This window comes from Pseudomonas brassicacearum subsp. neoaurantiaca (genome assembly GCF_013608025.1).
GTDB lineage: Bacteria > Pseudomonadota > Gammaproteobacteria > Pseudomonadales > Pseudomonadaceae > Aquipseudomonas.
The window spans coordinates 280,986-299,817 of sequence record NZ_VDLV01000001.1 but is presented as its reverse complement, the minus strand read 5'-3'; the positions used below and the strand labels follow the sequence as shown (position 1 = coordinate 299,817).

Annotated in this window: 15 protein-coding genes and 1 pseudogene; 3 read left to right on the top strand and 13 right to left on the bottom strand. The window is 63.0% G+C overall.

What is annotated here, in order from left to right; all coding sequences use genetic code 11:
• Window positions 1–101 precede the first annotated feature (101 nt).
• Genes FHK92_RS01310 through FHK92_RS01270 form a run of 9 tightly spaced genes read right to left on the bottom strand, consistent with a single transcriptional unit; the run spans window position 102 to window position 9,357 of the window.
• The gene (locus FHK92_RS01310) at window positions 102–866 is read right to left on the bottom strand and encodes a 2-keto-4-pentenoate hydratase (RefSeq protein ID WP_181286442.1); all 765 of its coding nucleotides are present in this window, start codon (window positions 864–866) and stop codon (window positions 102–104) included.
• Window positions 863–2,470, bottom strand: coding sequence for a bifunctional 3-(3-hydroxy-phenyl)propionate/3-hydroxycinnamic acid hydroxylase (locus FHK92_RS01305; RefSeq protein ID WP_181286441.1), 1,608 nt, complete (start codon window positions 2,468–2,470; stop codon window positions 863–865). Before FHK92_RS01305 ends, FHK92_RS01310 begins: the two co-directional genes overlap by 4 nt.
• A 14-nt stretch (window positions 2,471–2,484) precedes the next feature.
• Complete coding sequence (locus tag FHK92_RS01300) at window positions 2,485–3,336, bottom strand: alpha/beta fold hydrolase (protein WP_181286440.1); 852 nt, start codon at window positions 3,334–3,336, stop codon at window positions 2,485–2,487.
• A 26-nt stretch (window positions 3,337–3,362) separates the two neighbouring features.
• The gene (locus FHK92_RS01295) at window positions 3,363–3,965 is read right to left on the bottom strand and encodes an amino acid synthesis family protein (protein ID WP_181286439.1); all 603 of its coding nucleotides are present in this window, start codon (window positions 3,963–3,965) and stop codon (window positions 3,363–3,365) included.
• A gap of 14 nt (window positions 3,966–3,979) precedes the next feature.
• Entirely contained in the window at window positions 3,980–4,429 is a 450-nt protein-coding gene (locus tag FHK92_RS01290) for a VOC family protein (RefSeq protein WP_181286438.1), read from the bottom strand.
• A gap of 11 nt (window positions 4,430–4,440) precedes the next feature.
• Window positions 4,441–5,481 (bottom strand): VPS10 domain-containing protein, encoded by a 1,041-nt coding sequence (locus tag FHK92_RS01285; protein WP_181286437.1) that lies wholly within the window; start codon window positions 5,479–5,481, stop codon window positions 4,441–4,443.
• Between the two features lie 12 nt (window positions 5,482–5,493).
• Window positions 5,494–6,288: an SDR family NAD(P)-dependent oxidoreductase gene (locus FHK92_RS01280; RefSeq protein ID WP_181286436.1), complete on the bottom strand. Its 795-nt coding sequence runs from the start codon at window positions 6,286–6,288 to the stop codon at window positions 5,494–5,496.
• Between the two features lie 26 nt (window positions 6,289–6,314).
• Window positions 6,315–7,805: an aldehyde dehydrogenase family protein gene (locus tag FHK92_RS01275; protein WP_181286435.1), complete on the bottom strand. Its 1,491-nt coding sequence runs from the start codon at window positions 7,803–7,805 to the stop codon at window positions 6,315–6,317.
• Window positions 7,806–7,815: 10 nt separating this feature from the next.
• A complete protein-coding gene (locus FHK92_RS01270) occupies window positions 7,816–9,357 on the bottom strand; it encodes an acetolactate synthase large subunit (protein WP_181286434.1) in 1,542 nt (513 codons plus the stop codon).
• 275 nt (window positions 9,358–9,632) lie between these two features.
• On the opposite strand from FHK92_RS01270, the gene FHK92_RS01265 reads away from it, so the two are divergent.
• Entirely contained in the window at window positions 9,633–10,385 is a 753-nt protein-coding gene (locus FHK92_RS01265) for an IclR family transcriptional regulator (RefSeq protein WP_181286433.1), read from the top strand.
• A gap of 156 nt (window positions 10,386–10,541) precedes the next feature.
• On the opposite strand, the gene FHK92_RS01260 is transcribed toward FHK92_RS01265, so the two are convergent.
• The 4 genes from FHK92_RS01260 to FHK92_RS01245 all read right to left on the bottom strand — a co-directional run bounded on the left by FHK92_RS01260 (window position 10,542) and on the right by FHK92_RS01245 (window position 16,265).
• Window positions 10,542–11,867 (bottom strand): hypothetical protein, encoded by a 1,326-nt coding sequence (locus FHK92_RS01260; protein WP_181286432.1) that lies wholly within the window; start codon window positions 11,865–11,867, stop codon window positions 10,542–10,544.
• A gap of 81 nt (window positions 11,868–11,948) precedes the next feature.
• The gene (locus FHK92_RS01255) at window positions 11,949–13,298 is read right to left on the bottom strand and encodes an aminotransferase class III-fold pyridoxal phosphate-dependent enzyme (RefSeq protein WP_181286431.1); all 1,350 of its coding nucleotides are present in this window, start codon (window positions 13,296–13,298) and stop codon (window positions 11,949–11,951) included.
• A gap of 11 nt (window positions 13,299–13,309) precedes the next feature.
• Window positions 13,310–14,731 carry an aldehyde dehydrogenase family protein gene (locus tag FHK92_RS01250; RefSeq protein WP_181286430.1) on the bottom strand — a complete coding sequence of 474 codons (1,422 nt, stop codon included), beginning with the start codon at window positions 14,729–14,731 and terminating at the stop codon, window positions 13,310–13,312.
• Window positions 14,732–14,816: 85 nt separating this feature from the next.
• Window positions 14,817–16,265: an APC family permease gene (locus FHK92_RS01245; protein WP_181286429.1), complete on the bottom strand. Its 1,449-nt coding sequence runs from the start codon at window positions 16,263–16,265 to the stop codon at window positions 14,817–14,819.
• A gap of 486 nt (window positions 16,266–16,751) precedes the next feature.
• Here FHK92_RS01245 and FHK92_RS28085 point away from each other — a divergent pair.
• Window positions 16,752–17,945 (top strand): annotated as a pseudogene (locus FHK92_RS28085) (PDC sensor domain-containing protein); the annotation flags it as partial.
• A gap of 102 nt (window positions 17,946–18,047) precedes the next feature.
• Complete coding sequence (locus tag FHK92_RS28080; protein WP_375154593.1) at window positions 18,048–18,803, top strand: methyl-accepting chemotaxis protein; 756 nt, start codon at window positions 18,048–18,050, stop codon at window positions 18,801–18,803.
• The last annotated feature ends 29 nt before the right edge of the window (window positions 18,804–18,832 follow it).

The following is an 18,832-nucleotide window of genomic DNA, read 5'->3' as shown; positions in this document are numbered from 1 at the left end:
AGACCTCTTTTTTATGAGCGCTTCGCACTGGAGCGCCAGCCCGGTCAAACGGGAGCAAGCTCCCTCGCGACAGGTCCATCGCGTCCTTGAGAGAAACGTTCTTATCGCTGGAAAACCAAAGCCAGTTCCATGCCAAGCATGTGCAAGCGGTATTCAGCGCTCTTGATGTCCAACGGTGCCAATAACGACCCGGAAAGCACCACCTGCCCCGCCTCAACGCACTGCCCATCGGCCAGCAATCGCCTGACCAGCCAACACAGGTTCGCCACTGGCGTGTCCTCACGCGCCAGGACGTTTCCTTCGCCGCACGCCACCCCGTCGCATTCCAACCGATAATCCACTCGGGGCAATAGATCAGGTGTGAACCTCACCCGTGGCCCCAGGCAATACAGCCCCGCGGCGGCATTGTCGGCGAGAAACGCCCCGACGCCGAAACGCCAGCCCTGCCAACGACAATCGGCAATTTCGAATGCCGGCGCGATCTCGGACACGGCGGCGAGGATGTCTTCGTCGCTGTAGAAACCCGGCGCCAGCGAATGCCCGAGGACAAACGCCAGTTCGATCTCCAGCTTCGGCTGGATCAGCCGTGCAAGCGGCACCGCAACACCGGGCTGCAAAGCCATGGCGTCGGTCAAGCCGCCCAACACTGGCTCATCAATACCAAAGCGCTCCTGCGCCGCACGGCCGGCAAAGGCGACTTTCCACCCGGTCGATTGCTCGCCACTGGCCTGTCGTCGGCGCAATGCCTCGCGTTGCAAGGCATAACCCGCCGGCAGGTCGTAAGCCTCTGGTGGCAAAGACGGCAAGGCGTGTACAGCGTGCGCGGCGTCGTGAAGCCGGACCAATAGATCGTCATCCGGCCTCATGACAATTGCTCCGCCAACTTGCGCAAGACACCGTCGAGCCGTTCCGGCGTGGTGATCGCCGCGACAAACCGATCCGGCCGCACCACCACGATGCAATCACGCACCTTGGCAAACCACTCGCCCAGGCGATTGTCGACGTCTTCGATGCAGATGGCGCCGCTGGCCGACAAGGGTTGGTTGCGCCCCACACCGCTGCGCGAGCGATTGATCTGGATGAAGCGCGTATCCCAGCGTGCCCAGTAAGCAGCGGTTTCTTCGCCCAGGTGCGCCGCCGGATTGACCCGATAACCCAGCACCGCGTAGGAGTGTCCCAGCACCTCGTCCAGATGCCGACGCTGGCCCTGGGCATCTTCCACCGACGGCTGGATGAACAGTTGCCCGACCAGATCATCCTCGTGCAGCTCGGCACGCTCGTGATAGACCAGGCCTTTGGTGATGGTCGCCTTGGGTTTGAATTTGAATTCGAGCAAGTGCGAGCGAAGGTTATCGACGCTGTTCACCGCCTGGAACAACCAGTCCCGCACGCCGGCCATCAGCGGGTTGGTCAGCCCCAATACCGCGCCCATGTTGTCGGCCAGCGCGATGAGGTCCGTCGCATGGCCGCGACGCTCCTGGTCGTAGCTGCCCAGGATCGACGGTGACGCCCGGCCCAGGAGAATCGCCGCCAGCTTCCACGCGACGTTGACCACGTCCCGCAAGCCCGAATTGAGCCCCTGCCCGGCCCACGGCGGAGAAATGTGCGCCGCATCGCCCACCAGGGCCACGCGGCCTTCGACGAAGCGCGCCGCCACGCGGGAATTGTGGGTGTAAGCGCGGATCCGGATGATCTCCAATTGGTCGACGGCCTCGCCGATATGGCCCCGGATCAACGTGCGGATCGTCGCCTCTTCGCACATGCGGGCCTCGTCTTCGCCTTCCAGCAGCATGAACTCCCAGCGCCGCTGCTGGTACGGCAAATAGATGCAGACGAAGGGCCGCTGGGGATCGGCGTGCAACGCCGTATAAGGCGCATCCAGGGTGTCGTTGGCCGTGTCCACCACCACCCATTTGCGCGGGTGGGTCAGCCCCAGCAGCTCGATTCCGAGTTTCTTGCGCACGCTGGAACGCCCGCCGTCGGCGCCGATCACATACTGCGCCTGCAACTGATACAGCTCACCTCGGGCATCGCGCACCTGCAAGGTCACGCCCTGCTCGTCCTGTTCCAGGTCGAGCATTTCGTGGCCTTGGCGCAACTCGACACCCGGGTGCTTGCCCAACTGCTCGCGCAACGTGCCTTCAAGCAATTGCTGCATGAAGATGTTGCGCATCGGCCAGCCGTAGTGGGCCGTGCTCGGCTTGACCTCGGCAAAGCACACACCGCGCGCGTTGTAGTAACGCAGGGGCACGTTGCAGATCATGTCCCGCGCCGCCAACTCCGCAATGCCGATGCCTTGCAGCACGCGCAGCGCCTCATCGTCCATGCCCACCGCGCGGGGATACGGCAGGATGCCCTCGGCCAATTCGAGGACGATGCAGTCGATGCCGTACAGCCCCATGTAATGCGCCGCCGTGATCCCGTTCGGGCCGCCGCCCACGATGACAACCTGGGTTTTGTCCTGCTTCATCGCTATCCACCGCTTTATTGTTGTAGTTGCAAGAGTTGGTCACGCAGGTAATCCGCGACGACCCGGTTGAACACGTCGCCCTGGTCGTCATGGACATAATGGCTGGCGTCGGCGATTTCGGCTGTCTGCACCCGCGGATTGGCCTCGCGCATCGCCTCCAGGGTTGCCAACGGAAGAAAATCCGAACGCGCGCCACGAATGAACAGCGTCGGGCAATCCAGCGCCCGCACCGCTGGCCACAAGTCAGTCGGCGTGATGCTCAGGCGCGCCTCGGCAATCCCTTTTTGGTCGTGACGCCATACGATGCCTTCCGGCGTTTGCTTCATGGAATAGGTCAACCGCGACGCCAGGCCGTCGTCCGACAGACCCGGTCGCGACTTGCGCCAGAATTGCGCGGCACTTTCCCAATCAGGAAAGACCAGCGGTGTCTGGCTCATTTCGCGGCGAATGCGCTCGGCGCCCTCGCCGCGGATCGACGAGCCGGGGCCGATGTCCTCGATTACCAGGGCTTGCAGCCGTCCGGGATTGAGCCGGGCGTATTCCAGGGCGTTGGTCCCGCCAAGGGAATGCCCCACCAGGACAAAACGCTCCAGCCTCAGGTGCGCGACCCAATCTTCCAGGTCGCTCACATAGGTCTCGGTGCGATAGCTGGAAGCCTCGGCCCAATCGCTCTGACCACGGCCGCGCTGGTCCAGGGCATGGCAGCAATAGTGCTCGCCCAGCGCATCGGCCAAAGGTGCCCAAGTCTGGGAATAGGAACGCAGCCCGTGCAGCAGCAAAACCGGAATGCCGGACGGATTGCCCCAGCGCACGTAATGCAGGCGCATCCCCGATCGATTGGTGAAAAACTGGCTGTTTGCAGACATCGGTCATTCCCCGCGATCAGTGCGCCTCAATACAGGCCGTCATTGCCCTTGACGTCCGCCGCCTGCAGGCCACCCAGGCGCGCATGCAGACGCCCGCGCGTGGCGAAGGCCCAGATGATGACCAACTCGTCCGCTGCGGGTCCGTCGCCGAACGACAGCGAGATGCTGTCGTAATGCGAGCGCACGTACAGCGCATCCTTGTGAGCCAGCGGCACGTCGATGGTCACGCCAGGGCCGCCACGCTTGCCGGTGGAAGGCACCCAGGACTTGCCGCCGCCCAGCGCTACACGGATCGGATCCGCCGCTGGATTGGTCAGCAGCGCATTGCCGTGTTCGTACTCGCCAAGGCTGCCAACCAGGCACGCCTTGCCGTAGCTGACGATCTCGCGCTGGCCGGCCATTACCCGAATGCGTCGGCCAAATTCCTGGCCCAACAACGGTGAAGGCTCGACCAGCTCCGCCAGGCTTTCGCTGAAGCGTCCGGCATACGGGTTGGCAATCACCGCGCCGATGGCGTACTTGAACAGCGGCTCACCATCGGCCAACTGGCCGGTTTCGTTGGCCAGGGTTTCTTCGACGAAGCTGTACCATTTGCGGATGTGATAGCTGGCGAAATTCGCGGTTTTCATGACAGAAACCTCATTCAAAGTGGATCGAGATTGAAATGCCGACTGGGGGCGCCAGCGGCCTTGAAACGGGCCTTGCCGCGCGCGTCGTCGTGTTCGGACTCGAGGAAGAATTCCATGCGGTTGCCATCGGGATCGTTGAAGTACACGCCGTTGCCGATCTCGTGATCGGTGATCTTCACCACCTCGACGCCCTTGCTCAGCAACATGCCGTAGAGCTTGCGCAGGGTGGTCATGTCCCCCGCGATCTCCAGCCCGTAGTGCTGCAACCCCAGGCCGCCCTGGTGGGCGCCGGGTTCTGCGCGGATCAAGGCGATATCGTGGTGCTTGGCACCGAAGGCCATCATGATCCAGCTTTCACCCCGGGCGCTTTCATGCATGCCCAGCACATCGGCGTACCAACGTGCCGATACTTCAGGGTCGCTCACGAACAACGACAGATGAGTACGAACGACTTCGACTTTCATCGCGCGATACCTCAGTTTTTCTTGACGATGGATTGATGTCCGGACTTGATCTGCGCCACGGCGGGCGTCCAGAGCACATCAGCGATTTCGCTGAACTCACGCCACTGCTTCTGCCAACCATCACCGCCGTTCTCGGAAGTGAACAGGTGGCCGTACTTGGTGCCGGCGACGATCTGCCGAGGATTGGCCGGGTTCACGGCAATCGCCCAGACACACGAGTTGGGTTGCTGCGGCAGCGGCAGCACTTCCCAACTGATGGCAGCGTCCCGCGAGATCAGGACTTTGCTGGTAGTGCCCGGGGTGCCATCGGAGATGCTCAAGTAAAGGGTGTCTTCGCTGCCCAACGGCGCGTTCATGGCTCGCACGTAATACAGGCCGAAGGTTTCCCGGGCGATGATCCCGGTCCAGGTCTGCCCTTCGTCGAGGCTGCGGTAGACCGCGTTGACGCACACCACCACGATGACTTTCTGCCCATGGTTGGGCAGGACCAGGATGTTGTGCACGTCCGAGTTGTAGTCCCACAGCAAGCGGTCATCGACACGGGTCCAGCTGTCACCGCCGTCGCGACTGTGGAACAACCCGCCCTCTTCCAGGCCGAACCAAAGCTGGTTGCGATCCGTCGGGTCGTAGGCGAAGGCCAGCAAGCGCGGCCGGCTGACGCCGTCGCAGAATTCCGGGATCTCCACCGGGGCCCGATCCCAGCTTTCGCCGCCGTCGAGGGTGCGCCACAGCACCGCGCGGGAAGGCGCGCCGGTGCCGACAAAAATGCGCTGGGCATCCTGGGGATCCACCGCGACCTTCCAGACGGTCTGCCCGTTGAACGGCGAATCCACTTGCTGCCAACAGCCGCCGGTATCGCGGCTGACGCACAGGCCGATATCGGTGCCGGCATAGATCACTTCAGGCGTACCGGGATGAAAACTCAAGGATCGAGTGATCGCATCGAATTCCAGATCCTGGCCCAAGCCCAGGCGATGCCAGGTGCGGCCATCGTCGGCACTGCGGATGATCGCCTGCCCGACGGTGGCGACCAAAAGGGTTCCGTTACTCATCACTGCCGCTCCTCAAATGAAGATGCCACGGGTCAAGCCGCCATCGATGCCAATGGATTCCCCGGTGACGGCGCCGGCCTTGGGGGATGCGAGGAAACCGATCAGCCAGCCCATTTCGATGGGCGCCAGCGTGCGTCGGATCGGCGTCGCGTCGATGTAGCCCTGCTCCACCTGCGCGGGCGTCTTGCCCTGCTTGACGCCCTCGCGCTCATACAGCTCTTGGATGTGCGGGGTGTCGACCACGCCGGGGTGGATCAGGTTGACGGTGATGCCGGCAGGGCCCAACTGGTCGGAAAGGGTCTTGGTCATATGGGCGATGGCCAGGTTGCGCATGCCCGAGAGGACCTTGCTGCCGCGCCCGGTCAGGCCGCCGATGTTGATGATGCGACCGAAGCCGCCGGCCTTCATGTGTGGGGTCACGGCCTTGGCGCAACGGAAATAGCCGATCACCTTGGTGTTGAGGTCCGAGAGCAATTCGTCATCGCCGGCATGTTCGATGTCGTTGCGCACCACACCGGACGGGGCCGCGGCACCGTTGACCAGGATGTCGATACGACCAAAATGCTTGTGGGCCGCCTCGACCATATCGGACACGGCCGACATCTGGTTGGTGTCACAGAACAGCGGCAGCACTTCGTTGCCGGTTTCGGCGCTGATTTCCTCGGCGGCTTGCTGGAGAAACTCCATGCGCCGCGCGCAGATCACCACCTTGCATCCTTCCTGGGACAGAAAACGCGCGACTTCCTTGCCGATGCCCATGCCACCGCCGGTGACGATCGCCACACGGCCCTTCAATTCCAGATCCATAGCAGTTCCTCTTGTGATTATTCGGTTCAGGCCAGATCGACGAAGACACTTTTGGTTTCGGTGTAGGCATCGATCACGTTCTTGCTCATTTCCCGCCCCCAGCCCGATTGCTTGTAGCCACCGAATGGCGAAGCCGGGTCAACGACGTTCCAGCAGTTGATCCACACCGAGCCGGCCTTCAACTGCGCCGCCACGCGGTGGGCGGAACGCAAGTCGCGGGTCCACAGGCCAGCGGCCAGGCCGTAAGGCGAGTCGTTGGCGCGCAGCACCAGTTCGTCGATGTCGGTCCAGCTCATGACGGTCAGCACCGGGCCGAAGATTTCTTCCCGGGCGACACAGGCGCGCTCGGCGCGGTCGAGAAATACGCTGGGGCGGATAAAATGGCCGCGTTCAAGATGGGCCGGCCGGTCGCCACCGCAGATCAATTCGGCGCCTTCTTCCTGGCCCCGTTGCAGGTAGCCGCGCACCGTGCCCAATTGCCGGGCCGAGACCAGCGGGCCCATGCTGCTGGCCGGATCCAGCCCCGACCCCAGCACATGGGCGGCCGCATGGCGCTGGAGTTCTTCAAGTACCTGGTCGAGAACGCTGGCATGCACGTACAGCCGCGATCCGGCGGTGCAGACCTGGCCCTGGTTGTAGAAAATGCCGTCGGCGGCGCCCTTCGCGGCGCGGACGATGTCGGCGTCCGGCAGGATGATGTTGGGGGACTTGCCGCCCAACTCCAGCGAGACCTTCTTCATGTTGCCAGTGGCCGCCTGGGCGATCAGCCGGCCCACCTGGGTCGAACCGGTGAAGGCGATCTTGTCCACGTCCGGATGCTGGGCCAGCGGTGCGCCGGTCTGGGCGCCGAGGCCGGTGAGCAGGTTGACTACCCCGGCCGGGAAACCGGCAGCCTCGATCAGTTGCACCAGGCGAATCGCAACCAGGGGCGTCTGTTCGGCGGGCTTGAGCACCGCGACACAACCGGTCGCCAGCGCCGGGCCGAGCTTCCATACGCACATGGTCAGCGGGAAATTCCAAGGCACGATCAACGCGCAGACGCCCACCGGCTCGCGCAAGGTGTAGTTGAGCATCGGCGCGCCACTGGCGGGCGATACGGGCAACGTACTGCCTTCAATCTTGGTCGGCCAGCCGGCGAAGTAGCGAATGATGTTGGCGGCGCTGGCGGCTTCGCCTCGGGCTGCGGCGATCGGCTTGCCGTTTTCCAAAGTGATCAGTTGCGCCAGTTCTTCGCGATGCTGGTCGAGCAGTTCCGCCAGGCGAAACAACAGCAACCCACGCTGGGCCGGCGAATGCTGCGCCCAGGCACCGGTGAAGGCCACACGGGCGGCGGCGACAGCGGCATCCACGTCACGATCGCCGCCTGCGGCCACCTCCGTCAGGGTGTGTTCAGTGGCCGGGTTTTCTACGGCGAACCGCTGGCCGCTGGCTGCATCCTGCCAAGACCCACCGATGAACAGACGCCCCGGTTGCGACAAGAACTGCTCGACCGCAGGTAACAGTTGAATCTGATTCATATCCTCTCCCTCACAGCGCCATTTCAATCAGGCAAGGACCACCGTCGGCCTTGGCATTGGCCAGGGCGCGCTGCAACTCGCCATTGGTGTGCACGGTGCTGGCCGGCAAGCCGTAGCCTTTGGCCAGGGCTTTCCAATCGATGCGCGGGCGGTCCAACACCGTCAGGCTCAGGGCCTCAGGCCCCAAGTCGGTCATGCCGAAGCGGCGCAGTTCGTTCTGCAAAATGGCGTAGCGGTGGTTGGCCGCGATCAGGATCACCACCGGCAATTGCTCCCGGGCGATGCTCCACAAGGTCTGGATCGTGTACTGGGCACTGCCGTCCGATTGCAGGCAGAACACCTTGTTGCCGCGCTCGGCCATCGCGGCGCCGAAGCCCACCGGGATGCCCTGGCCGATGGCCCCGCCGGTGTTGGTCAAGACTCGATGCCGTGCGGCGTGGGCCGAGGCGGTGAAGAATGGATAGCCGCACGTTCCGCCTTCCACCGAGACGATGCTGTCGTCCGGCAACGAGGCGGCCAATACCTGCCCTACCGACTGCGGCGTCAATTCAGCCTCGGCTGCGGGCAACTCAATCTTCATCGGCGTGGGCACATAGGCCGGCGCCTCAAGCGCATCGGCCAACGCGGTGAGCGCTCCGGCCACGTCGTCCCCCACCTCGGCCAAGCACAGCAGGCGATCACGTTCGGCCAGCCGGGAGGCAATGCCTTCGTAGCCAAAATAGCTGATGGGTTCGGGGACGCCGGCGCACACCACCGCGTCGTATTGGTCGAGGATCTCGATGGCCACTTCGGGGAAGTACGGCAGGCGATCCAGGTCCGGCAGGCCGCCACCGCGATAACTCATGCGCGGAAAGGTCTCGGCGAACATCCGCACGCCCGACAACTGGGCCAGGCGCCCCGCTGCTTCGAGCCCGGCGACGGACAAGCCGTGGTCGCCGACGATAAACACCAGCCGGCGGCCATCACGCAGGGCCTGGGCGACCGCCTCGATCCGGTCACCGGCAAACCGCCGGACCGGCGCCTGCAAAGCCGTGAACGCCTTCTCGTGCTGCACCGTGTTGGCTTGCAGGTCCATCGGCAGGATCAAGCTGGCGATCTGACCATTGGCTTGCCAGGCGGCACGCACCGCCTCCTGGAAATCTTCGCCGACTCCCGACGCCTTGCGCGAGGTACGTACCCACTTGGAAACGCTGCCCGCCAGCGCCTGGATGTCGCTGGCCAGCGGCGGATCGTAATTGACGTGCCAGGACGCGTGATCGCCGATGACGTTGACGATCGGGGTGTTGGCGCGACGGGCGTTGTGCAGGTTAGCGATGCCATTGGCAAAGCCTGGCCCCAGGTGCGTCAGGGTCATCGCCGGCTTGCCGGCAATCCGCCCGTAGCCGTCGGCGGCGCCGGTGCAGACCCCTTCGAACAACGACAACACCGGCTTGAGGGCTGGCGCGCTGGCCATGGCCGCCACCAAGGGGATTTCTGTCGTCCCGGGATTGGCGAAGCAGTATTCGATACCGCTCGCCACCGCCGCCTTCACTATCAGTTGCGCACCATTCATTTCCAGCCCTCTTCATCGAGCGTTTGCAGTGGCTGAGATTTATCACACAGAGAAATCGACAAAACAAGCTATTTTTTCACGATAAAAATCATATTTTGAGATTTACGTGTGTTTTTGAAGCGCTCATTACGATCGATTGACTTGCTTTTCTCACGTCTTCAGTTAACGTGACAGCGCGCCACAGGCGAACCCGACGGGCTTTTCATCATCGGCGGGTCTACCTATAGTGCTCACCCAAACGGCCACGTACGCGCCACTCCCCCTTTAGGAGCGAAATGAGCAGCCTGAGCAAAATGCTGAGCGTCCTGGACCTTTTCGGTCCGGATCGATTGAAGATCGACCCCGACACCATTGCCGAACGCATGGGCTTGTCGCGGGCGACCGTGTACCGCTACGTCAAGGATTTGTGCGACGCCGGACTGCTGGTGCGGGTGGATGCCGGCAGCTACGGCCTGGGGCCGCGGATCATCGAACTGGACTGGATGATGCGTCAGTACGACCCGATCCTCGTCGCCGGCCGCGAGCTGATGCACGAGCTGTCCGAACGAACCGGCCTCGCCGTGTTCGCCAGCGTTTTCTATGACGGCCACATTATCAACACCTACATCGCCGAACCCGACGACACCTACCAGTTCTCGTTCGGCCGCGGCCATCCGCTGCCGTTCTTTCGCGGCGCGCAGTCCAAGGTGTTGATCGCGTTCCAGAAAGGTCGACGCTTGCAGCGTCTGTTCGACGAACACTTGGCCAACGAACCCGACAATCCCTACGACTGGCCGAGCTTTTCCAAGGCGACAAAAAAAATCCGCAAGGATGGCTACTGTCTGACCCACGACGAACTCAACCAAGGGCTGACCGGTATCGCGGCACCGATCATCAATCTCGGCCTCGACGAAGTGGTGGGCAGCCTTTCCGCCGTGGGCAGCACTGACAGCTTCAAATTGCTGCGTCAGGAGACCGTGATTGAAATGGTCATGGAGACTACTCGGCGTATTGCCGAGCGGATGCACAGCCCGTCTGCTGTCGGTTAGAAAGCAGGAACACTGCTCATTCAAGAGAAACGATCCCCCTGTGGCGAGGGAGCTTGCTCCCGCTGGACTGCGTAGCAGGCCCAAAAAAGAGGGGCCGCTGCGCGGCCCAGCGGGAGCAAGCTCCCTCGCCACGGGTTCATCGAACAGCCTCCGGCCTCAAAACGGCACGGCCACCGTCACCTGGCTGTACACATTGGTGCCATTGCCCGCCACTTGATTGCCCCCTGTCGTTGCATCCCGGTCCGGCTTGTAGAGGCCGATCAGCGGCGTGACGATCAAGTGCTCGTTCACAGCCCACTCGGCATAGAAATCCAGCTCACGGGCATCCAGGTTCAAGGCGTTGTCCTTGCGCACATTGTTGTAATCGAAATACAACGCACCGAGGATCAGGTTCTCCAGCGGTGTGGCTTTCAGGCCGACATGATGGATGCCCGTGTTGCTGTTGAACGGCCCGGCGTAGTTACCCGCGACTTCGCCCTGGAACCAGGTGCCATAGCCGGTACTTTGGCCGGTGAACAGCGAGTCCCACTTCTGCGAGTAACGCGTGTAGCGATAGGTCAGTTTCGGCGCCCAGGCGATGTCCGCAAAGGTGTAGCCGGCCTCGGCGTACCAGGCGTTCTGCGGGCCGGCGTCCTTGTCCTGCCAGGCATACTCGAAGGCCAGGCTGGCGTTCTCGATGCCGGCATCACCCTCGCCGCGAACGCTGTAGACGTTCATGCCCTTGCGTTGCCGCTGGAAATCGCTGGCCCAGCGGTCGTTCACATCGATGCCATGTATCCACGTCAGCCCCAACGTGCCGGCCTTGGCGGTGTAGTCCAGCGTGCCCGCCGCCAGTTCGGTTTCGGCCTGGGCGCGGTTGTCCGATTTAAGCCACACCACACTGCCATGCAAACCATCTCGCCCACCCAGGCGCAACACGGCGGTTTGATCGAACGCGTGTCGCGCAGCCAGGTAATAAGCACCACCGCGATCAAGGCGCCCGCCCGCCGGCCCTTTGCCCAGGTTCGGCCCATCATCGTTGATCAAAAACCCTCTGCCCAGCTTGACCACCTGCCGCCCGCCGGAGATGTCGACACCGTCCTGCCCCAGCAACGGGAAAAGATCGGCGGAGCGCCAGCCCAGGTAGGCATCTTCGATCTTCGTTGTGCGCTCGCTGCCCAGCGTATTGCCGGCCGCGTCGCCATCGCCCCAGGTGGCGGAACTGACCAGGCTGAAGGCGCCGTAGGCGGTGCCCTGGCCGGTGAGGCCCTGATCGCCGCTCACGCCATATTTGATGAAGCCTTCGCGCCAGGTCGAACCGCCCGTCCTGCCGTCGTAGTTCTTGCGGCTGTTGAAGTGGCCGAACACCGCCAGCAGGTCGGCGTTGAGGTGAGTGTCGTCATCGGCATACAGCGCGTAAGCCTGGACCTGATTGGTGGCGCAGAATGCCAGCGTGCAGGCCAGGCCACTGCCGAAAAATCCCATACGCGATAGAGACCGCATGGCTTGAGCTCCTTGAGGTGCGCCTTGACAGGCTGTTTTTATATTGGAAGCCGGCACCGAAGGCGTTGCCGGCTGGCCGGGCTAGCGGCAGTTGGCGAGCGCGTCGTCCAGCGCGCCGACGATCATGCCGGCCTCGTCGGACGTGAGGGTCAGCGGTGGCGACAGGACGATCTTGTTGCCAATCGGGCGCACCAATACCCCGGCCCGACGCGCATGCTCGGCAATCCGCGAGGCCAGGCCATTGGCGGGATCCAGCGGTTCGCGGGTGACCTTGTTCGCCACCAGATCGACGGCAATCATCAGGCCCTTGCCGCGCGCTTCGCCGACCAGCGCATGACGTTCGGCCAACGGCTGCAGTTGCTCCAGCAAGTGGGCGCCGACCTTGCCGGCGTTGCCTGGCAAATCCTCGGCCTCGACGATGTCCAGCACCGCCAGCGCTGCCGCGCAGGCCGTCGGGTGTCCGCTGTAGGTGTAGCCATGCATGATCACGCTGGTGAAACCCGGGCCGTTCTCGATGGCATCGACCATGCGCTGGTTGAACACCGTGGCGCCCATGGGGATGTAACCGGCGGTGATGCCCTTGGCCAGGCACAGCACGTCCGGCGCAACGCCCCAACCGCGACTGCCGAGCATGCAGCCGGTGCGGCCGAAGCCGGTCACAACCTCATCGGCGATCAACAGGATGCCGTGGCGATCGCACACCTTGCGCAGCTCTTTCCAGTAATCGGCGGGGGGCACGATCACGCCGCCGGCGCCCTGCACCGGCTCGGCGATCAGCGCCGCGATGGTCTGGGCGCCGAGCAAGGCGATCTGGTCTTCCAACTGGCGAATGCAATGGGCGGTCAATTCCTGCGGATCGCGGCAGTCCCACGGATTGCGGTACAGCCAGGGCGTATCGAGCAAATGACAGCCGGCCAACAGCGGACCGTGGTTGTAGTGATAGACCCCATTGCCGCCCACCGAGGTGCCGCCCATGTGTACGCCATGGTAGCCATTGCGCAATGACAGGAAGCGCGTGCGCCCCGGCTCGCCGCTGGCGATCCAGTATTGGCGGGCCATTTTCAGGGCCGTCTCGACCGCGTCCGAACCGCCGGAACTGAACAACACCCGCGCCATGTCTTCCTGGGCGAACATCGACGTCAGTCGCTCGGCCAGGTCGAACACCCGTGGATGAGCGATGCCGTCGAAGGTCTGGTAATACGCCAGTTCGTCCATTTGTGCGGCGATGGCCGCCTTCACTGAAGCGCGGTTGTGCCCCACGTTCACGTTCCATAAGCCACCGACTCCATCGAGCATACGATGGCCGTCGATATCGGTGATGTAGTTACCGTCGCCACGGGCGATGACCAATGTCTTGGAGCGGTTGGCCGGCGCCGACGAACTCATCGGGTGCCAGAATTTCTTTTGCGCTGTCTTGTAGTGCTCGTACATGGTTGCAGTCCTCACTGTGTTTCACGCTTGCGTACGTACAGCAGTTGCTGGCCGGTGAACTCCAGCAACCCTTCAAGGCCGAACTCGACGCCGAACCCGGACATCTTGCTGCCGCCAAATGGCGTGTTCGGTTGGATCTGCGCATGGCAGTTGACCCAGGCAACACCGCTTTCAAGGCGACTGGCCAACGCCTGGGCCTGTTCCACATCGCTGCCCCAGACCGAGCCGCCCAGCCCCATGTCGCCAGCGTTGGCGCGGCACAGGACATCCTCGACGTCCTCGTAGACAATCAATGGCAACACCGGACCGAACTGCTCTTCGTCCACCAGGCGCTGGCCGTCGGTGACATCGGCGACGAGGGTCGGCGGATAGAAGAAACCCGCTCGATCCAAACGCGCGCCACCGCACAACACCCGAGCGCCATTGGCCCGGGCGTCGGCCACCAATGCTTCCACCAGCGCCAGTTGTTCGGGGTTCTGCACCGGACCGAAGGTGACGTCCGGCTCAAGGCCGTCGCCAATGACCTGGCGCCCGGCGATGCTCGCCAGCGCGTCGGCGAACGCCTCGTATTGGGATTGGTGCACGTACAAGCGCTTGAGGGCGGCGCAGGTCTGCCCCATGTTCAGGAACGCCGCCTGGAAAATCTCTTCGGCCACCTCCTCGACCGGCGTGCCGGGCAGCAGGATGGCCGCGTCGTTGCCGCCCAGCTCCAGGGTCAGGCGCTTGAGATTGCCGGCGGCGCCGCGCATCACGCTTTGGCCGGTGGCTGTCGAGCCGGTGAAGACAATTTTCTGGATACCGGCGTGGGCCGTGATCGCGCTGCCAAAACCCTGTTCGCCCGTCACGACATTGATCACGCCCCGCGGTACATGGCTGGCGATGATTTCCACCAGGCGCAAGGTACTCAACGGGGTCAGGCTCGACGGTTTGCTGATCACGCAATTACCGGCACGCAGCGCCGGCATGATGTGCCAGACGGCAATCATGAACGGCCAGTTCCACGGTGTGATCGAGGCGACGACGCCGAGGGGTTTGCGGTGCAGCTCGATGCGCTGGGTCGGGGTTTCTTCCACCAGCTCCACCGGGATCTGTTGTTCGGCGGCATAACGCGTCCAGGCCGCCGCGCCCATGACTTCAGAAAACGCCAGGGCCAGCGGCTTGCCTTGTTCGAGGACGATGAGCCGGGCCAGCGCGTCGGCGTCCTGCTCGATGTCTGTCGCAATATTCAGCAGACGTTGGCGGCGCTCTTCATGGGTGCTGTGCCGCCACTCGACAAAGGCCGATTCCGCCGCTTCGACCGCGAGGTCGAGTTGGCCCAGGGAACCGGCGGGGCAGCGGGCGAACACGGCGCCCGTCGCCGGATTGACCACATCGAAATGGCCATTTTCACCGTCGACCCGCACCCCGTTGATGAGCATTTGGTAATCGTGCATGGAACCTTCCTTTCACGCGCCGCCGGACCGTCCCGAACGACAGCGCAGTTGTTTTTTTGTGTGGAATGGAACGCTGGCGTGGCGCCTACAGCTTGTGGCTGCCCAGCGCCGCGAATCGCTCCGGCGAGACCTTGCGCAAGCGCACGGCGAGGAACACGCCGACAACCAGCGCGACAGGAATAACGGCGCAAAGTCCATAGGACAGGAGCTGGCTAGCGCCCGTCAGCACATCGAAATGGATCACTGCGAGGGCCAGCACCGCCAGCAGCGCCAGGCAAGAAAAGCCCGGAAGAATCCGACCGCGCCAAAGCCCCAGCTTCAATTCCGGGTGACGCCGGAAGTAGACGAACACCGCCGCCGAGGTCAACGCCATGAGCAGGATCACGCAGAGGGTGGCCAGGTTGGAAAACCAGGCAAACAACTGCAGGATCGGATCAGCGTCCAGCGCGGCGAAGATCAGCACCACCACGGCGGCGATCAGGCTTTGCAAGACCGACCCCATGTGCGGGCTCTGATGCACGCGGTGGGTCGTGCCCAAGCGGCTGTGCAGCAAGCCGTCACGGCCGATGGCATAGAAATAACGCGCCGCGGCATTGTGGAACGCCAGCAGGCCGGCATAGATGCTGACCATGAACAGCACCCGGATGATCTGGGTCAGCTGCGGGCCGACAAAGTGGTCGGACAGGCCGTATATGAAGGTGGTCGGATCCTGCAAAGCCTGCAGCGTCGGTACGATCTTGTCGGCCCCGACACCCACGATCATCGACCAGACCGACAGCGCATAAAAACCACCGATCAACAGCACCGAGCTGTAGGTGGCGATAGGAATCGTGCGGTGCGGATTCCTCGCCTCTTCGCCGTAGATCGTCGTGGCTTCGAAGCCGATGAACGCCGCGAAACAGAACAGCAGACCGATGGATGGCGTACCGCTGAAGACGTGGCTGCGGTCGAACGAATCGAGATTGATGCCGCTGTCGCCGCCGGTCTTGAGGATGGCGAAATCCAGCGTCAGGATCGCCAGGTATTCGGCAATCACCACCACGGAGAGCACGCGGGCCGACAAGTCGATCTTGCGATAGCCGAGGATCGCAACGCTCGCCATCGCCAGCAGCGAGTACATCCACCACGGCAAGTCCAGGCCGAAGATGCTGGCCATCGTGCCGCTGACCACGCCGCCGAACATGCCGTACAGGCCGACCTGGAGAATGTTGTAGGCGAACATCGCCAGTACCCCCGCTGCGCCGCCGGCCAAGCCACCCAAACCGCGCGAGGTAAACGCGTAGAAACCACCGGCATTGGTCATGTGCCGGGACATGGCGGTGTAACCCGCCGAAAAGGCCAGCAACACCAACAGCGCCAGCAACAACAGCGCCGGTGTGCCGGCGCCGTTGCCGAGCATGATGCCGATGGGGAAACCGCCGGCGATGACGCTCAAGGGACTGGCCGCCGATATCACGAAGAAGATGATGAAGCCGACACCCAGTGCGCCGCGCTTCAACTCCGTCGAGCTGCTGATCGGGAAAGATACGCTCATTGTTCTTGACCTTATTGTATGAGGCAGTGGCTGCTGGATCGGAGTCGGCCAGCTTCGCCGGCTTCCAAAACGTTGTTGTTCTACTTGCACGCTGGATTCGATGCTATGCCCTTGCCAAAACCCTTCGCTATCCCAAAACGGCAGCATCAAAAGCAGTGCCCCAAAACAGACCAGCCTTTATGGAGATGAACCCGTGGCGAGGGAGCTTGCTCCCGCTGGGTCGCGAAGCGGCCCCTCTTTTTTGGGCCTGCTGCGCCCGAAGCGTCGGACCGGTCCAGCGGGAGCAAGCTCCCTCGCCTCGGGTTCTTCATATTCTTCGGGGCTGGTGTTTTTTTGAGTGCCGCGTATTAGCCCAATGACAGCGCACAACGGCTGCCGATTCGGGATAACCGTCAGGCGCTTCCTGCCGCAAGATAGCCTCGCCCACTGCTCAGACGGTGCTGGACCCAAAACAATAAAAGTCCCTAAGCGCAGGAAAACCTCAGCATGTTCTTTACCCGTCTCTCCATCCAATGGCGGATCACGCTTCTGAGTGGCCTGTGCCTGCTGGCCGTGGTCGGGGCGTTGACCGGTGCTTCGCTGTATCAGAACCAGCAAGGCGCCACATTGCTGAAACAGCAAAGCAGCCAGCTCCTCGGACAATCAGCGCTGGAGGGCCTGCAAGCACAGGCCTCGGCCCATGGTCAGCGAGTGGAACGTTTCTTCAGCGAAACCGCGACCTACGGGGAAGGTTTTGCCCAACAGGTCCTGCAACTGCGCGCCCAGGCGCGGAACGGGCGACTGACGCCAGCACAGCTGCGTCGAGACCTGATCGCCGTGACCCGCCAAGCCCTTCAGAACCGCGAAAAAGTCCTCGGCTTTTACGTGGTGCTGCTTCCCGACGCGCTGGTCGGTGAAGATGCCGGTTTCACAGGCCAACGCGATCTGGCTGGCAATGAAACAGGCCGCTTTGCCCTGTACTGGTCGCAAAGCCAACCCGGCCATCTGGTCCAGGAAGTGCTCAGCGAAGCCCAGATCAGCGCCAACACCGCGCCACCGGGCAGCGAGCCGGAAAACGCCTGGTACATCTGCCCGCAGACCCGGAAACACACCTGCGTGACGGAGCCCTATGCAATCGAGGTCGAAGGCCAGAAGACGTTGATGAGCAGCATCTCTATACCGCTGCTGGACCAGGGCAACGTCATCGGTGTCGTCGGCATGGACATCAGCCTCGATACCCTTCAGCAGCTCGCCGCCAGCCTTGCCAACGACTTGTACCCCGGCCACAGCGAAATCAACATTCTTTCCCCTTCCGGGCAAACTGCCGGCCACAGCGGCACCGTGGCGGGTACTTCTGTCGACGTGCAGCAAACCGTGCAACCCGCGCCGGAAAACGCCCCTTGGCAATTGCAGATACGCGTGCCGGAAGCGCTTGTGCAAGCGCCGGCGCTACACATGCAGGCGCAGCTGGACGACAAGCACCGCCAAGCCAACTGGTTCAACCTCAGCTTGGGCTTGCTGGCTGCCGGCTTGGGCCTGTTGCTCATCTGGCTCACCGCTTACGGCGTGACCCGGCCGCTGCTGAGGGTGGCGCATCTGCTCGATGCGATAGTCGACGGCGACGGCGATCTCACCCGGCGCCTGCCCGACGACCGTCGCGATGAGTTGGGTCATCTGGCGCACGGGTTCAACCGTTTTCTCGATAAATTGCAGCCCATCATCCGCGACATCCAGCAAGCCGCCCTCGACACCCGCAACACCGCCGATACCTCGGCGCAGGTGGCCCGGGAAGTCAGCAAGGGCATGCATACGCAATACCGGGAAGTCGAGTTGGCAGCGACCGCCTTGCATGAAATGAGCACCAACGCCCAGGAGGTCGCTCGCCATTCCCACCAGGCGGCCGATGCCGCCACCGTCGCCGAAAACGCAAGCCGATCGGGGCGTGAGCTGTTCGCCAACGCGGTCACCCGCATCGACAGCCTGGACCGCTGCCTGGAAACCACCCTCGAGCAAGTGCAGGCGCTGGCCGGCAACAGCCAGCACATCGGTCAGGTGCTGGACGTGATTTGTGCGATTGCCCAGCAGACCAACCTGCTGGCGTTGAATGCCGCCATCGAGGCCGCCCGCGCTGGCGAACAGGGTCGTGGTTTCGCGGTGGTGGCCGATGAAGTGCGGCATTTGGCGAGCAATACGCAAAACTCCGTCGAGCAGATACGCTCGGTGATCGAAGCGTTGCAGCAACTGAGCCAGGACGTCGTGCACAGCACCCAGTCGAGCCGTGAGCTGGCCAGGGACAGCGTCGTTCAAGTCGATAAGACCCAGGCCGCGCTACAGCGCATCACCGACGCCGTGGAAGTGATCGAACACATGAACCAGCAGATCGCCAGCGCAGCCCTGGAGCAAAGCGCTGTCGTCGAAGACATCAGCCACCGCGTCAGTGATATACGCGGGATCAGCGAGACCTTGACCAGCCGCATGGAGGAAGCCTCGCAGGCGAGCCATTCGTTGCATGCCATGGCCAACCATCAGCAACAATTGGTGGGGCATTTTCGGATCTGATTACACAATTTCACAGAGCCCCTACAAAC

What these genes read in the sequence shown, in the direction of transcription:
- FHK92_RS01250 (WP_181286430.1), bottom strand. Translation starts at nt 14,731, where the DNA reads ATGCACGATTACCAAATGCTCATCAACGGGGTGCGGGTCGACGGTGAA.
- FHK92_RS01245 (WP_181286429.1), bottom strand. Translation starts at nt 16,265, where the DNA reads ATGAGCGTATCTTTCCCGATCAGCAGCTCGACGGAGTTGAAGCGCGGC.
- FHK92_RS01310 (WP_181286442.1), bottom strand. Translation starts at nt 866, where the DNA reads ATGAGGCCGGATGACGATCTATTGGTCCGGCTTCACGACGCCGCGCAC.
- FHK92_RS01285 (WP_181286437.1), bottom strand. Translation starts at nt 5,481, where the DNA reads ATGAGTAACGGAACCCTTTTGGTCGCCACCGTCGGGCAGGCGATCATC.
- FHK92_RS01260 (WP_181286432.1), bottom strand. Translation starts at nt 11,867, where the DNA reads ATGCGGTCTCTATCGCGTATGGGATTTTTCGGCAGTGGCCTGGCCTGC.
- FHK92_RS01295 (WP_181286439.1), bottom strand. Translation starts at nt 3,965, where the DNA reads ATGAAAACCGCGAATTTCGCCAGCTATCACATCCGCAAATGGTACAGC.
- FHK92_RS01290 (WP_181286438.1), bottom strand. Translation starts at nt 4,429, where the DNA reads ATGAAAGTCGAAGTCGTTCGTACTCATCTGTCGTTGTTCGTGAGCGAC.
- FHK92_RS01280 (WP_181286436.1), bottom strand. Translation starts at nt 6,288, where the DNA reads ATGGATCTGGAATTGAAGGGCCGTGTGGCGATCGTCACCGGCGGTGGC.
- FHK92_RS01300 (WP_181286440.1), bottom strand. Translation starts at nt 3,336, where the DNA reads ATGTCTGCAAACAGCCAGTTTTTCACCAATCGATCGGGGATGCGCCTG.
- FHK92_RS01275 (WP_181286435.1), bottom strand. Translation starts at nt 7,805, where the DNA reads ATGAATCAGATTCAACTGTTACCTGCGGTCGAGCAGTTCTTGTCGCAA.
- FHK92_RS01270 (WP_181286434.1), bottom strand. Translation starts at nt 9,357, where the DNA reads ATGAATGGTGCGCAACTGATAGTGAAGGCGGCGGTGGCGAGCGGTATC.
- FHK92_RS28080 (WP_375154593.1), top strand. Translation starts at nt 18,048, where the DNA reads ATGCATACGCAATACCGGGAAGTCGAGTTGGCAGCGACCGCCTTGCAT.
- FHK92_RS01305 (WP_181286441.1), bottom strand. Translation starts at nt 2,470, where the DNA reads ATGAAGCAGGACAAAACCCAGGTTGTCATCGTGGGCGGCGGCCCGAAC.
- FHK92_RS01255 (WP_181286431.1), bottom strand. Translation starts at nt 13,298, where the DNA reads ATGTACGAGCACTACAAGACAGCGCAAAAGAAATTCTGGCACCCGATG.
- FHK92_RS01265 (WP_181286433.1), top strand. Translation starts at nt 9,633, where the DNA reads ATGAGCAGCCTGAGCAAAATGCTGAGCGTCCTGGACCTTTTCGGTCCG.